Raw genomic sequence first — 13676 nt, forward strand, 5'->3', positions numbered from 1 at the left:
GAGATGATATTTGTCGAAGTGACAGCTGCAATGCTGCTTCTAGGGCTACTACTTGGATTTGTTGGGGCAGGGGGATCGGGCTTTATTATTGCGATCTTAACGGTTGCATTTGGTTATCCGATTCATACGGCGCTTGGCACGGCTCTTGCGGCTATGTTCTTTTCTTCGTTATCCGGGTCTGTCAGCCATTACCGCGAAGGTAATATGATCCTGAAGACCGGCGCCATTGTTGGCCTGGCAGGCGCGGTAGGCGCCTGGGTCAGCTCGGGCTGGTCTTCCTTTATTCCGGAGGACAAGTTAGGCTGGATGACCTCGGGTATGCTGTTCAGCTCCGGTCTGGCTCTATGGTTCAGAATGGCCTATCAAGCTAAGAATGGCGGGAAAAGCTCCTCCGCTCCAATGCAAACCATCGGCATGAAGTTCTATGCGTCTGCTGCCTCAATCGGTTTAGTTACAGGGGCATTGTCCGGACTGTTCGGAATTGGCTCTACGCCTTTTATCCAGCTTGGACTTATGCTGATTCTTGGCATGTCCATGCGTTTCGCGGCAGGAACGACTATGCTCGTTATCATGCCTATCGCATTAGCGGGAGGAGCCGGATATTACTCAGTCGGCTATCTGGATATTCAATTGCTTATCGCCGTTGTGATCGGTACGATGCTTGGCTCTTATATCGGCGCGAAATTTACGAAGCGCGTGCCGGCGGTTATGCTCAAAACCTGCATGGTGTTGACGCCGATGCTTGGCGCTACGATTTTGCTCCTTTAAAAAGGATACCCGATGCTTAACAGCGAACTCCTTACTATCCTAATGCGATTGAAGGAGGCTGAATGGAAGTGAGCAAGGATACTGCGTTAATGGTTATTGATGTTCAGAACGGCATGTTTCTGGAAGAGTACCCCATCCACGAAGATGAAAAGCTGTTAAACCGTATTAACCTGCTCCTCGCCAAAGCGCGGGAAAGTCAGATTCCGGTTATCTATGTGCAGCATAATGAGGAAAAGGGAACTCCGCTGGAGACTCATACTCCGGGATGGGAGATTCATTCTGCCATCGCGCCGGCCCCTCAAGATCTTATCATTCAGAAGTACGTGCCTGATTCTTTCCACGAGACTAATCTTCAGGATGAGCTGGCCGGCAGAGGGATTAAAAAGCTGGTCCTGTCCGGTCTGCAGACGGACTGCTGCATTGACGCGACCTGTCGGCGGGCAGTTGAGCTGGGTTATGAGGTTACGGTAGTGAAGGATGCACATAGCACATACGGACAAGACTCCCGCAGCGCGGAACAGATCATTAACGAGTACAACCAGTCATTTGCCGAACGGGTCAATCTCCTTGAAGCATCAGAGGTTGAATTTAATTAACTCCATTAATTATAGGTTGAATTTAATTAATGGAGTTAATTATTAATCACACGAATAACGAAGGAGTCTGCCGAACAGATGGGTTATATCGAAGAAGTAACCAAGGACTTATATCAATACCTTCCTCCATTAACGGGCAAGGATGACCTGGATTCGTTCTGGAGCGCTACGATTGAACACGCGAAGTCTGTGCCGCTTGAGCCGGAACGAACCGAGATTCCTTATTCCAGCAAGCATGTTAAGGTTTACGATATCTCGTTTAACGGCTTGGATGAGACAAGAATCCGCGGCTGGCTAATTGTCCCCGCCTTTCTGAAGCAAGAAAAATATCCGTGCCTTATCCATTACCATGGCTTCTCGGGAAGCCGGGGAGAGCCTGCCGGCCATATGCATTGGGTGATGATGGGCATGGCTGTTCTTGCGGTGGATTGCCGGGACCAGGGAGGCCCAACGGGCAACGGCGCGAGCTATACGCATGGCTTCCTCTCGAATGTCGCCAGCAAAGGCGTACATAACAAATGGGAATATTATTACCGGTATGCTTATATGGACTGTCTGAAAGCCATCGATTTTGCATGCGCGCAGGCGGATATTGATGCCGACAAAATTATCATCGAAGGCGGAAGTCAAGGCGGAGCGTTAGGTATGGCGGTCGTTGCGCTGGATAACCGTCCGAAGCTGGCTATGGTGGATGTTCCGAGCAACAGCAATCTGATAGCCCGCATTGAAGGAAATCATGGGGCGTTTGGGGCGGTTGCCGAATATTTGAAGCGTCATCCGGAACAAACCGATCTCGTCATGGACAACTTAAGCTATTTCGATACGATGAATCTGGCCCACCGGATTGCTTGCCCGGTGCTTGCCTCGGTTGCGCTTAAGGACGAGACTTGCCCGGCCCAAATGTATTTTGCCACCTACAATCGCATTCAAACGGAGAAAGAGATCGTCATTTATCCGTTTAACGGGCATGAAGGCGGAGGCGGCAGGCAGACCGAAGTAAAACTGGCCTATCTAGCCGAGCATTTCAGCGAATGGTTTGAATAAGGAAAAACAAAAGGAGCTTATGACCAACGATATTGTTGGCATAAGCTCCTTTTTGTTTATGGCAAAGTCGCGAGATACGGCTTCACGGTTCTGGCCAATAAATAACTGCTTGATGCGTCCCAGTTAATCGACCAGGTCATCGCGCCGCGGAAATCCGGATATTTCGCAACCGGCTTATACGTGCCGCAATCGCTTCCGGTAGCCAGACATTTAACCGCCTGGTTCACAACCGCGGGAGCGACGTAACCGCCGCCTGCCGCCGATGTCGTAGCCGGTACGCCAATACCTAGCTGCGATGGAACAACCCATTGCAGCGTAAGGTCGGAAAGGGCGGTCAGGAAATCAACGGTGCCTTGGGAATAACATTTGCCGTCACGGCCCAGCATGCAGCCGGAGTTATAGTACTGAACATTAATGACCGAAGTGATATCCTTCAGGTTATTATAAAGCTGCATATAAGAGGTATTCGCATTTTGCATGTCAATGGTTTGCGGCGCCATGGTCAGAACAAAGCTGGAGCCTACTTTTTGCTGAAGCTGACGGACTGCGGAGGTAAGATTCGCTACATTCATGCCGTTCTCCAAGTCGATATCGATGCCGTCGAAACCAAACTGGGTGATGAGACCGTACATGCTGTCTACAAAGTTAGTTACGTTTGGCGAAGAGCTGTTCAAGTTAATATTACCCTTCTCGCCGCCAACGGACAAAATGACTTTTTTGCCTTGCGCATGCTTCTGGCTGATGTCGCTAATAAGATTGGCGTTAGTATAACCTCCTAACGCCGAAGATAAGCCCGAATCCACGCTGAACGTTACTCCGCCAGGTTTGGCTTGGTCCATATCGGCAAAGGAGACAACGATAATATCGTATTCGCTTGGCACATCGCCAAGCTTTACGTTAGTCGCGCCATTCACGAAGTTCTGCCAGTAACCGGTCAACGTATGCTTCGGCAGACTGCCGCCGCCCGTATTCGCTGGACTTGTAGTGACGCTTAACGTATTGCTGGCGGCGGATACATTGCCGGCTGCGTCTTTTGCTTTGACCGTAAAGCTATAAGCCGTAGAAGCGGTAAGTCCCGTGACCGTAGCCGTTGTGCCTGTTACGGAAAGGGCGAGCGTAGTTCCTCTATAGACATCATAGCCGGTTACGCCAACGTTATCGGTGGAAGCATTCCAAGCAAGCGATACGCTGTTTGAAGTTGTTGCCGTTGAACGCAAGCTAGCAGGGGCGGAAGGGGCTGTCTGGTCGGATGCCGGGGCTGAAGTTGTGGCATTGACCGCCGTACTGGCTGCCGAGACGTTACCGGCTGCATCCTTTGCTTTTACGGTATAGGAGTAAGAAGTATTGGCATTAAGCCCCGTATTAGTAAAAGTAAGAGTGCTGCCGTTCGTGCTGCCTGCAAGCGCGGATCCGCGATAGACATCGTAGCCGGTTACAGCTACGTTATCGGTTGATGCATTCCACGCTATCGTTATGCTGGATGAGGTTGTTGCCGTAACACTGACATTGCTTGGTACGCTTGGAGAGGTAGTGTCTCCGCCGCCTCCGCCTTGCACGGGGCTCCATAAAGCCGGTACAACGGGCGGTTCCCATCCTGTGAGGGAAGTGTGGCTTTGAATGCATTTGTAAGCCGTGCCGTTGTATGTAACGGTGTCGTTTACGGCATAGGACACATTTGGTGCCCAGGTTCCCCGGTCTGCCGCGGTTGCCGCTGTGGGAATAAACGTCAGCAGCAGGGCGAGGGCTAAAACAAAGGATAGTAGTCTGCGGGTGAAAGCGTGATGAGGGTAGGCCTTCTTCATCATTAATTCCTCCTATTCAAACTGAACTATCTTGCAGGACTATTATTAAATGGCAAATGGTTTCTCTCAAGGAGGAAAAATCTGTGATCGCGGGATACAATTTCATTCGCGGAGTGACGCGATATGCTTACCCCGTATTAGCGTCAGCTCTTCTTATTTGACAAATTGTGTATTATCCGTTAGGTTTGCAACTTTTTTTCTGCTCAGATGATGCTATACTAATAGGACTGGAAAATGCGATAAACCGACAGTCATGAGGTGTAGTAGGATAATGAACGAGAATGATCTAAGAATTATAAAGACGAAGAGGGCTTTGCACGAGGCTTTGCTTGCCTTGCTCAAAAACCAGACATTGGAGTCCATCTCCGTCTCCGTGCTGTGTCGCGAGGCCGGCGTCAATCGGGGAACCTTTTATTTGCATTACAACGATGTAGGCGCATTATTCGACGAGCATCTGAATAACTTGCTCAAGGATCTGGAGGAGTCTTATTACGAGCCTTACCGGCATGTGAGCGAACTCAATCACAGCATGCTCGACCCTGGAACCATCCGGATTTTCCACCATGTGAAGAAGTACCAGCCCTTCTATGAAATCGTGTTTGACAAAAGATCTTCCATTTCCTACTACTACTCCTTATTCGAGAAGATTAAGGCACTTATCATTGAAAGCACCGGGCTCAGCGGACAGAGCAATTCGTTTATTGTTGCCTATCAGGTAAATGCAATCATGGGACTACTAATTCAATGGAATGAAGAAGGCTTCAGCCAGACGCCCGAGCATATGAGCGAGCAGTTGAGTTATATCTTCAAAACGATGTATCAAGCCCCAGCCCATTAAAAAGAAACCGCGCACGCGTTTTTTTTATTTTACTTCGCATAGAAAAATAAATCGCTTGACTTTCCGCCGCGTTCTTACGGGGGCTTGACAACCGTGTGCTATAGTAAGAAGCGATGAACGTTTCATGGGAGGGAAAAATGTTCCAATATAATGATCAAACCTATACAAGCGTTAATTTTGGCACGCAAGATTTAAGATTCGGCGAGCTGATCAACTGTACGTTCGTCCGCTGCTCGTTCGCCAATGGATCTTTGGAAGAACTGAGCTCCGTAAACTGCCGATTCGTGGAATGCGATTTCCGCGGCGCTATGCTAAACGGCTCGATTCATAAGGAATCCGCGTTCGAGAATTGCAATTTTAACGGGGCAAATCTGTTTGTCGTAAAATTTGACTCATGCAAGATGACGGGCTCGGATTTCACGAACTCCACGATGGACGGGATCAGCATTATCATGGGAGATTGGTCATACACCAACCTTCGTCATGCGCGGCTAGTGAAGCAGGATCTGAGGGGAATCAAGTTTCATGAGGCGGATATGTCCGGCGCGAACTTGGAGAAAGCCGATCTGCGGGACTCTGATCTGTCGATGGCCATGCTGGCCAAAGCGAAGCTGCAGGATACCGATGTAAGAGGGGCGAAGATGGAAGGTGTGGACTTCAAATCCATCTCGGTTGCCGGATTGCGAATGGACCGTGAGCAAACCGTCTTATTTGCGATGTCGCACGGGGCAAAGATAAAGTAAGGCAGGCCGATTTTTCCGGGGAGAGGTAGAGATGAAGAGAACAACCGTTTCCAAAATGCTCGTAATTGCCTTAACGCTTAGTATGGTAGGCATCATGCTAAGCGTATTTGCTTTGGGCTATTTGCTCAGTACAATTTAAAATTTGTTTGCAGACGAATAGAAAACCGCTTGACGGTTCATTCTAATCGAAGCTATTATAGACACATGAAGTCTGTGATTAGGAGCTTATCATCATGAAATATTCAAAAGCGACGAACTACGCCTTGCACACCATGGCCTTTCTCATTGCCGCTGCACCGGACCGACCGGTTGGGGTTCAACAGCTTGCGGATAAGCAAGGCTTATCACCTACGTACCTTTCGAAGATTCTGACCAAGCTTGTTAAAGCAGGGCTGATTGAGTCGGCTTCCGGAGCAAATGGCGGTTACCGTGCGAGAGGGAAGAAGGAAGACATTTCTTTCCTGGACGTCATTCAAGCGATTGAAGGGACCACTTCGATCTTTGAATGCTGCCACAGCGAGAATCCGGAATGCCGCATCCATCGGGTGATGCTGTCGGCTGAAGATGCCATGGATCAGCATTTGAGAAATACGAAGCTTGCGGATTTGATGAAATAAAGCTGCATTGCCTTGGCTTTTATCGAGGCAATGTCCTTTATTTATCTTAATTACAGACATTATGAGTCTATAAAGTCTATGAAAGTCATTAACAAGGAGGCTTATTCATTTATGAGATACGATGTTGCCATTATCGGAGGCGGGCCGGCTGGCCTAAACGCAGCACTTGTGCTGGGCAGGGCAAGAAAAACGGTTGCCATATTCGACAACGCGCAGCCAAGGAATAGAGTAACGCATGCTTCCCATGGATTTATTACGAGGGACGGGGTTAAACCTGCGGAATTCCGTCGTATTGCGTATGAGGAAGTGCTTGGTTATCCGACGGTTAAGCATTGGGAGATTGCGGTAACGGATATCCGGAGGTCGAAAGATGGATTTGTCATTGACACTTCGGCAGGAGAAGAGGTACAAGCGGGCAAAATCATCTTGTCGGGAGGACTAAGAGAGGAACTGCCCGAGATTAAAGACATCAATGATTATTACGGGAAAAGCTTGTTCGCCTGCCCCTTCTGCGACGGTTGGGAGTTAAGAGATCAAGCGTTGGTTATCATCTCGGATCAACCGCATGCCTTCCATAAAGTTAAGTTGCTTCAGAACTGGAGCCGCGACTGTATCGTATGCACGAACGGTACGGCAGCAGCTCTGGATGCTGAACAGCGTGAGCAGCTTGCAGCCAGAGGCATTACCGTTATCGATACGCCAATCTCGTCTTTGTCCGGCCCAAACGGCATGCTGGAGCGGGTTCATTTTGCTGATGGTACTTCGGTTGAACGAAGCGGGGGCTTTATTGATCCGGCTCAGATTCCAAACCTCGACTTTAGAGAGGCATTAGGATATGAGACGAGTGACACCGGAGCGATTATTACGAATGAGATGGGAAAAACGACTGCTGAAGGCGTATATGCCGCGGGGGATACCGCTTATGTGATGCCTTCCCAATTAATTTATGCCGCTGCTTCGGGCAGCAAGGCGGCTATGGCCGTAATGGCGGATCTCACGGAAGAGAATTGGAAGCAGCTGTAAAGGGATTTTTGTTCTCCTTGCCGAATACTTTCGGGATAACGATAACCAATTAATCCGGAGGAGGACTGCGTTTTGCCTTTCTTTTTGAGGACAATGATGAAGGTGTTGCGGGTACCCAAACGAACTATCTTCATCGTGGTCATCGCTTTTGTATTCGGCAGCGCTACCATTGCATACGCCATTGAGCCAGCGACCTTTCATACTTGGTTTAACGCGCTTTATTGGGTTATGACCACGATGGCGACGGTTGGGTACGGCGATTATTTCGCGAAAACCGTATGGGGTAAAATTTTTACTTTGTTCATTTACGTGTTCGGCATCGGTTTGCTCAGCTTGGTTATCGGCAAAATTATCGATCTCTTATCAACGGTATATAAACATTGGGAGGCAGGGAAATTGAATTTTCACGGGAAAGATCACATCATCCTCATTAATTGGAGCAAGAAGGCCCAATATGCGATTGAAGAAATTTTGTCCTTCTCGCCAGCCTCTCATATCGTTGTAATCGATGAATCCGATAAACATCCCGTTACAGGCCGCCCCGAGATTCATTTTATTAGCGGAGACCCTTCCTCTGAAGAAATACTGGAGAAGGCGATGCTCAAACAGGCGAAGGCCGTTATTATATTTGCGGATACGCGGATCGACGAACCGGCGCTTGCGGACGGCAAGACGCTCTTGATCGCTTCCAGCATTGAACGGCTGCATCCCGCCATCCATACAACGGTAGAGATAACGCAGGAGAAGAATACGAAAAATTTTCGGCATGTACATGTCAATGATTTCGTCCTGTCCTACGATGCCGTCTCCAGGCTGGCTGTCCGGGCTGCGCTTCAGCAAGGAAGCTCGGAAATTATAAACCAGTTAATCCGGCGTGAAGTGGGAGACGATATTTATGAAATTCCCGTGAGACCGGAATGGAAAACCTATAAGGATGCCTTCCGGGGTGCATTGGAGTATGGAGCAACGCTCTTGTCCGATCGGGGGGATCTTGGCATTAACCGTAAACTAAATGATCCGATTCCCGAGGATGCCAGATTATTCGTCGTATCGGATGAGCAGACATACCGGAGGCTGCTGACAACCCAGGAGCTATAAGGAGATTGAGGAATGACGGAATTTTGGGAAGCAAGCTTTGTTGAGAATCAGACGATGTGGGGCTATGAACCTTCCGACTCTTCCATCCTGACCAAGGATTTTTTTCTTGAAAAGAACGTGAAGGATATCTTAATACCCGGTATCGGGTATGGAAGAAACGCAAAGATTTTTACGGACAATGGCATACAGGTAACGGGGATCGAGATTTCCGGAACGGCCATTAACCTGGCAAAAGAAGCCGGATTGCCCATTCCGATCTTTCATGGTTCAGTAGCGGAAATGCCTTTTGATAACAAGCTATATGACGGGGTATACAGTTATGCGCTTATCCATTTGTTGAGTAGTGGGGAGCGAGAAAAGTTTATCAAGGATTGCTACAACCAGTTGAAACCGGGCGGTTGTATGGTTTTCACTACGATATCCAAGGATGCTCCGATGTTCGGAAAGGGTAAACAGCTGGACAAGGACTATTATGAGATCATGGAAGGTCTCAAGATGTTCTTTTACGATACTGACTCGATTCGGCAAGAGTTTGGGCATTACGGATTGTTCGAGATATTAGAAATTGAAGAGCCTAACAAACACGCTCCGAATAAACCTTCCTTCCATTTTCTGATGATAAAATGTCAAAAACGTTAATTAACGTACGGAACGGCAGCCTTCGCTGTCGTTTTTATTTTGCAGACCGTTATAATAGATAAGGTGGAAGGAGTGTATTTATGAAGGTTATCGTTATAGGAGCGGGAATTCTTGGCGCATCGACGGCTTACCAATTGGCAAAGTCCGGCGCCGAGGTTCTGATTATAGATCGCAAAGACAAGGGACAAGCTACGGATGCCGCGGCCGGCATCATCTGTCCATGGCTGTCGCAAAGACGGAATAAAGCCTGGTACGAGCTGGTCAAAGGCGGAGCGCGTTATTACCCGGCGTTAATTGCGGAATTGGAGGCAGAAGGGGAGACCGATACCGGCTACGCCCGGGTAGGTGCCCTCAGCATACATACGGATCCGGATAAAATCGCAAAAATGTCGGAGCGCGCTTACGCCAAGCGGCAAGACGCGCCTGAAATCGGCAGTATAACCTCGCTTGACGAGAACGCAACAAGGGTGCGGTTCCCGCTGCTGGCGGAAGGCTATTCTTCCGTTCATATTGGCGGAGCTGCGCGGGTGGACGGCCGGGCGCTTCGCGATGCGCTTATCCGGTCGGCGATTCGTAACGGGGCGGAATTTATTTTCGGCGACGCTAGGATTGCTTATGAGACGAACAGGGTGATAGGCGTAACGATAGATTCGATCTTCTATGTGGCAGACAAGGTTGTCGTATGCGCCGGAGCTTGGGCGGGGACTTTGCTGCAGCCTCTTGGGCTGGATTTCCAAGTCAGTTATCAGAAAGCCCAAATCATGCATGTGGAGCTGCATAACAAAGAGGATCGGACCGGCAGCTGGCCTGTTATTATGCCGCCTACGGATCAGTACCTTCTTGCCTTTGACGAGCAGCGAATCGTCATTGGAGCGACTCACGAAAATGACATTTCCGGTTACGATACGCGGGTAACGCCTGGAGGTATGCAAGAGGTATTAAATAAGGGTTTAACCCTTGCTCCGGAGCTTGCAAACAGTACATTCCTGGAGATGCGCGTGGGCTTCCGGCCGTTTACGGCAGATTTCCTGCCGGTGTTTGGTGCCGTTCCGGGTTGGGATAATCTGCTGGCGGGCAACGGATTAGGCGCTTCCGGCTTAACGGCCGGTCCGTTTATCGGCAGCCAGCTTGCGAAGCTCGCTTTGGGTATGGAACTAGAAATCGATCCGGCACTTTATGAGGTGCGTAAAGCGTTGGGAGAGCCTAGCGCCGAATAGGGGGGAAAGAGGAAAGGCAGCCCGAGGGACTGCCCTTTTTGCGTTATATTATTATTTCGCTTGAAGAGTATGGTTCGCGTGATATTCGCGGTAGGTCGGATTTTCGCCGCATATCATAAGGCCTTGTCCCCAGTTGACATGCGTGTCTATAGTTGGGACATCCATCGGATCGCGGTATTGGAAAAGAACGTTGCGGCGGTTGCGGGTACTGCGGTTAACGTCCGAGCCGTGAACCGTCAAATAGTTGAAGAAGAGAACATCGCCGGCTTTTGCAGGGCAAGGCGTCGCCATCGAGATCGGATATTCCCGGTGGTCGAGATAATGGCGTCCGACATGCGGCATCATGCCGTTCTTATGCGTGCCCGGAATAACGCAGAGACAGCCATTTTCCATATCGGCGTCGTCCAAGTGAACGCTTGCCGCCAGCATGGTGTGGCTTGCATGCGGGAAGTAAGGCGCATCCTGATGCAGAGGGAAGGCTGCACCGTTTTCAGGCGGCTTAACAAGCATTTTGCTATGGTGCAGTTGAACGTTAGGGCCAATCAATTGGGACAAAACAGCAGCCATATTCGGATGAATAGCCGCGCGCATGAATGCCGCATCATGGTATTGCACGTCATGGAAGCCTTTCAAGACAAGCTTCTTCAGCTGCTCCGGAGGGAGATATTCTCCTTGCCAGGTATGGTTGGTATCAAACTTGGATTGAGCGGCACGGTTCAGTATGCCGTCAATGGCCTTTCTCATGTCTTCAACCTCTTGCTGCGAGAATAAACCTTGGACCAACAGGTAACCATTTTCTTTGTAAAATTCTACATCGTTTTGAGTAATCAATTTTATTCGCTCCTCTGCTTGATTGATTGGTAAGCGATTACTTATACTCTGATTATAGGATTGTTGGCATCAGATGTATTTAGCTAAAAAAGCCATCCTTTTAAGAATTTACGCCAGGATGTGACGAGATGAATATAGAGGCCATTGAAAACGGCATCCGTTTTTTAAACGAAATGCTCACGAAATGCAAGGCAAGCGGACTTGCCTATAAGGTCCACTACTGGGACTTGCGACCGCAGCATTACAGCAACCACATCCATAAGCATTCTTACTATGAAGTCTGCTACGTGTTGTCGGGCGAAGGCGAATACCAGGATGAGGATACCGTTTACGGGCTTGAGGCGGGGACGTTGTTCGTATCCCGGCCCGGTGTCTGGCATCAGATTCGCAGCGAGAACGGGATGGGGCTCATGTATGTGGCTTACGAGCTTGATCCGGAGGGATCGCGCGAAGAAGCTTTCCTCCGCTATGGTACTAATCTGGAGTCGGGCAATGTGGTATTTAAAAATGCGGATTATACGAGGTCTATCCATTATTGGCTTGGGTTGTATCATCATGCTTCTTGCCAGCCATACAGCGAAATTGAGGATCTGACCATGATGGCCGGCATCCTGCTTACGAGTCTGGTCCAGCCGTTTGGTCAGGATGGCAATGTCTCCGCTCCAAGCCCGGCTAGGTCGACGGATTCAACCCGTTATGCGGTTCTTCGTCAGTCCAAGCAATACATTAGAGATAATCTCTCCCGGCCGCTCAAGATTGAGGAGGTTGCGGATTATATGAATCTGTCGACCAGGCAGCTATCCCGCTTGTTTCAGATGGACGGGGGAGACACGTTCCTAACTTATTTGCGTAATGAGCGTTTAAAGCATGCGGAGATTCTATTAAAAACCTCTATTGCTTCGCTGAAGGAAATAGCGGCGGATTCCGGGTTTCAATCCGTTCATTATTTTACGAACGTATTTACGGAGCAGATGGGGATGCCGCCAGGCGAATACAGGAAACGGCATCTGGACTAAATTTCGAGAAAACTTGGGTCCCGTTAAAGGAATAGACGGTGCAAGACAGAATTGTTCATAGGGATTACAACCAATAGGAAGGGATTGTTGATATGAACGCGTATAACGCGGCTTCAGACATTGCAAACCCAAGTACTGGTCACTCGCTTGCCGATATACCGGCACATGACCCGTTTATAGTAGCGGATAAGACTACGGAAACCTATTATTTGTATACGGGCGGCGGCCCGAGAATTCATGGGATGGACCGTTATGGCGTACTTACTTATAAAAGCAAGGATCTCGTCAACTGGGAAGGTCCGTACGTAGTGTTTACGATTCCGGACGGAATCTGGGCGAATCCGAAGCATGGTGCGTGGGCGCCGGAGGTTCATGCTTACAAAGGCCGATATTATCTCTTTGTTACTTTACATAATAACGACAAGAAGCTGGAAGGACGGGGGAACGGCGGTTATCCGCTTCAATGGCGCGGGTCCGTAATCGCCGTATCCGATTCTTTGGAGGGGCCATTCGAGATCATCAAGCGGGATGCTCCGGTTCCGCCTGAAGAGCATATGACGCTTGACGGCTCCTTGTATATAGACGAAGAAGGGAAGCCCTGGATGGTCTACTGTCATGAGTGGGTGCAGACGGCGGACGGAACCGTTGAAGCGGTGCGGTTAACCGATGATCTATCCGACCGGGCATCGGATCCAATCCATTTATTTAACGGCTCGGAAGCTCTGTGGGATAATGGCGAGCATAAGGATGACGGTTCGAGTTCCGTCTATGTGACGGACGGCTGTCAGTTGTACCGAACTAAGGAAAAACGTCTCGTCATGTTATGGTCGACTTATGATAAAGGCAGCTACGTCCAGACAATTGCAAGGTCGACAACCGGCAAGTTGGAAGGACCATGGGAGCAGCTGGAGCCGCTTGTTTTCGATGACAGCGGGCATGGCATGTTCTTCCAGACGTGTGATGGGGAATGGAAGCTGATCCTTCACTCTCCGTTCAAGATGCCCGATTCCCGCTGCAAGCTGTATGATGCGGTGGATGACGGGGATTCGTTCCGGATTAAGTAAGCATTCGTCAATTAATTGATAGAATTAAAGGTGTGCAGATGATGGCTGATATAGAAGCTCTTATTACAATTCTTCGTGCGAATGGAAACATCGGCAAAAATAGACCGGTTTCTTCGGGATACCGGCCTGCCCATCTGGTAAGACCTGATTATTTGACGACAGGCATACACCAATATGAGACCGATATCGTTGAACCAGGCGAGACAGTAAAGGGGACAATTACCTTTATAACGCCAGAAGCGTATCCGGAAAGTCTTTGGATCGGGAAAATGATTAACCTCCAGGAAGGATCCCGATTAATCGGCTATGCGGAAGTGACTGAAATTGATAATGAGCTTTTAAGGAGGAAAGAAATTTGAAGCGGCAATCCTTATAAAACC

The 13676-nt window shown here is 49.2% G+C and carries 15 protein-coding genes; 13 read left to right on the plus strand and 2 right to left on the minus strand.

The features are described from left to right. The first annotated feature begins 3 nt into the window (after positions 1-3). The 3 genes from WFJ73_RS12185 to WFJ73_RS12195 all read left to right on the plus strand — a co-directional run bounded on the left by WFJ73_RS12185 (position 4) and on the right by WFJ73_RS12195 (position 2408). Complete coding sequence (locus tag WFJ73_RS12185; RefSeq protein WP_336773313.1) at positions 4-768, plus strand: sulfite exporter TauE/SafE family protein; 765 nt, start codon at positions 4-6, stop codon at positions 766-768. A gap of 62 nt (positions 769-830) precedes the next feature. Beyond that, on the plus strand, positions 831-1364 hold the full coding sequence (locus WFJ73_RS12190) for a cysteine hydrolase family protein (protein WP_336773314.1): 534 nt from the start codon (positions 831-833) through the stop codon (positions 1362-1364). Between the two features lie 78 nt (positions 1365-1442). Beyond that, positions 1443-2408, plus strand: a complete 966-nt coding sequence (locus WFJ73_RS12195; RefSeq protein WP_336773315.1) for an acetylxylan esterase — start codon at positions 1443-1445, stop codon at positions 2406-2408. Positions 2409-2464: 56 nt separating this feature from the next. Here the strand turns inward: WFJ73_RS12195 and WFJ73_RS12200 are convergent, their stop codons facing one another. After that, the gene (locus WFJ73_RS12200; protein WP_336773316.1) at positions 2465-4213 is read right to left on the minus strand and encodes a fibronectin type III domain-containing protein; all 1749 of its coding nucleotides are present in this window, start codon (positions 4211-4213) and stop codon (positions 2465-2467) included. Positions 4214-4481: 268 nt separating this feature from the next. Between WFJ73_RS12200 and WFJ73_RS12205 the strand changes: the two genes are divergently transcribed. The 7 genes from WFJ73_RS12205 to WFJ73_RS12235 all read left to right on the plus strand — a co-directional run bounded on the left by WFJ73_RS12205 (position 4482) and on the right by WFJ73_RS12235 (position 10385). Then, entirely contained in the window at positions 4482-5048 is a 567-nt protein-coding gene (locus WFJ73_RS12205) for a TetR/AcrR family transcriptional regulator (protein ID WP_336773317.1), read from the plus strand. Positions 5049-5185: 137 nt separating this feature from the next. Next, positions 5186-5791 carry a pentapeptide repeat-containing protein gene (locus WFJ73_RS12210; protein ID WP_336773318.1) on the plus strand — a complete coding sequence of 202 codons (606 nt, stop codon included), beginning with the start codon at positions 5186-5188 and terminating at the stop codon, positions 5789-5791. Between the two features lie 233 nt (positions 5792-6024). Further along, positions 6025-6408, plus strand: a complete 384-nt coding sequence (locus WFJ73_RS12215) for an Rrf2 family transcriptional regulator (RefSeq protein WP_336773319.1) — start codon at positions 6025-6027, stop codon at positions 6406-6408. 111 nt (positions 6409-6519) lie between these two features. Next, positions 6520-7431 carry an NAD(P)/FAD-dependent oxidoreductase gene (locus WFJ73_RS12220; RefSeq protein WP_336773320.1) on the plus strand — a complete coding sequence of 304 codons (912 nt, stop codon included), beginning with the start codon at positions 6520-6522 and terminating at the stop codon, positions 7429-7431. A gap of 72 nt (positions 7432-7503) precedes the next feature. After that, entirely contained in the window at positions 7504-8529 is a 1026-nt protein-coding gene (locus WFJ73_RS12225) for an ion channel (RefSeq protein WP_336773321.1), read from the plus strand. 12 nt (positions 8530-8541) lie between these two features. Beyond that, positions 8542-9168 (plus strand): class I SAM-dependent methyltransferase, encoded by a 627-nt coding sequence (locus WFJ73_RS12230; RefSeq protein WP_336773322.1) that lies wholly within the window; start codon positions 8542-8544, stop codon positions 9166-9168. 80 nt (positions 9169-9248) lie between these two features. Beyond that, entirely contained in the window at positions 9249-10385 is a 1137-nt protein-coding gene (locus tag WFJ73_RS12235) for an NAD(P)/FAD-dependent oxidoreductase (RefSeq protein ID WP_336773323.1), read from the plus strand. Positions 10386-10436: 51 nt separating this feature from the next. On the opposite strand, the gene WFJ73_RS12240 is transcribed toward WFJ73_RS12235, so the two are convergent. Next, positions 10437-11216: a phytanoyl-CoA dioxygenase family protein gene (locus tag WFJ73_RS12240; RefSeq protein WP_336773324.1), complete on the minus strand. Its 780-nt coding sequence runs from the start codon at positions 11214-11216 to the stop codon at positions 10437-10439. 128 nt (positions 11217-11344) lie between these two features. On the opposite strand from WFJ73_RS12240, the gene WFJ73_RS12245 reads away from it, so the two are divergent. The 3 genes from WFJ73_RS12245 (at position 11345) to WFJ73_RS12255 (ending at position 13655) form a co-directional block, all read left to right on the plus strand. Next, positions 11345-12232, plus strand: a complete 888-nt coding sequence (locus WFJ73_RS12245) for an AraC family transcriptional regulator (RefSeq protein ID WP_336773325.1) — start codon at positions 11345-11347, stop codon at positions 12230-12232. 92 nt (positions 12233-12324) lie between these two features. Continuing rightward, positions 12325-13296 carry a glycoside hydrolase family 43 protein gene (locus WFJ73_RS12250; RefSeq protein ID WP_336773326.1) on the plus strand — a complete coding sequence of 324 codons (972 nt, stop codon included), beginning with the start codon at positions 12325-12327 and terminating at the stop codon, positions 13294-13296. A 38-nt stretch (positions 13297-13334) separates the two neighbouring features. Then, positions 13335-13655: a hypothetical protein gene (locus WFJ73_RS12255; protein ID WP_336773327.1), complete on the plus strand. Its 321-nt coding sequence runs from the start codon at positions 13335-13337 to the stop codon at positions 13653-13655. Positions 13656-13676 lie beyond the last annotated feature (21 nt).

The sequence above is a fragment of the Paenibacillus sp. MMO-58 genome (assembly GCF_037146255.1).
In the GTDB taxonomy this organism is placed as follows: domain Bacteria; phylum Bacillota; class Bacilli; order Paenibacillales; family Paenibacillaceae; genus Pristimantibacillus.

Bases quoted from the DNA above. Each gene is read 5' to 3' on its own strand.
- WFJ73_RS12185 (WP_336773313.1), top strand. From the start codon at position 4: ATGATATTTGTCGAAGTGACAGCTGCAATGCTGCTTCTAGGGCTACTA.
- WFJ73_RS12190 (WP_336773314.1), top strand. From the start codon at position 831: ATGGAAGTGAGCAAGGATACTGCGTTAATGGTTATTGATGTTCAGAAC.
- WFJ73_RS12195 (WP_336773315.1), top strand. From the start codon at position 1,443: ATGGGTTATATCGAAGAAGTAACCAAGGACTTATATCAATACCTTCCT.
- WFJ73_RS12200 (WP_336773316.1), bottom strand. From the start codon at position 4,213: ATGATGAAGAAGGCCTACCCTCATCACGCTTTCACCCGCAGACTACTA.
- WFJ73_RS12205 (WP_336773317.1), top strand. From the start codon at position 4,482: ATGAACGAGAATGATCTAAGAATTATAAAGACGAAGAGGGCTTTGCAC.
- WFJ73_RS12210 (WP_336773318.1), top strand. From the start codon at position 5,186: ATGTTCCAATATAATGATCAAACCTATACAAGCGTTAATTTTGGCACG.
- WFJ73_RS12215 (WP_336773319.1), top strand. From the start codon at position 6,025: ATGAAATATTCAAAAGCGACGAACTACGCCTTGCACACCATGGCCTTT.
- WFJ73_RS12220 (WP_336773320.1), top strand. From the start codon at position 6,520: ATGAGATACGATGTTGCCATTATCGGAGGCGGGCCGGCTGGCCTAAAC.
- WFJ73_RS12230 (WP_336773322.1), top strand. From the start codon at position 8,542: ATGACGGAATTTTGGGAAGCAAGCTTTGTTGAGAATCAGACGATGTGG.
- WFJ73_RS12235 (WP_336773323.1), top strand. From the start codon at position 9,249: ATGAAGGTTATCGTTATAGGAGCGGGAATTCTTGGCGCATCGACGGCT.
- WFJ73_RS12245 (WP_336773325.1), top strand. From the start codon at position 11,345: ATGAATATAGAGGCCATTGAAAACGGCATCCGTTTTTTAAACGAAATG.
- WFJ73_RS12250 (WP_336773326.1), top strand. From the start codon at position 12,325: ATGAACGCGTATAACGCGGCTTCAGACATTGCAAACCCAAGTACTGGT.
- WFJ73_RS12255 (WP_336773327.1), top strand. From the start codon at position 13,335: ATGATGGCTGATATAGAAGCTCTTATTACAATTCTTCGTGCGAATGGA.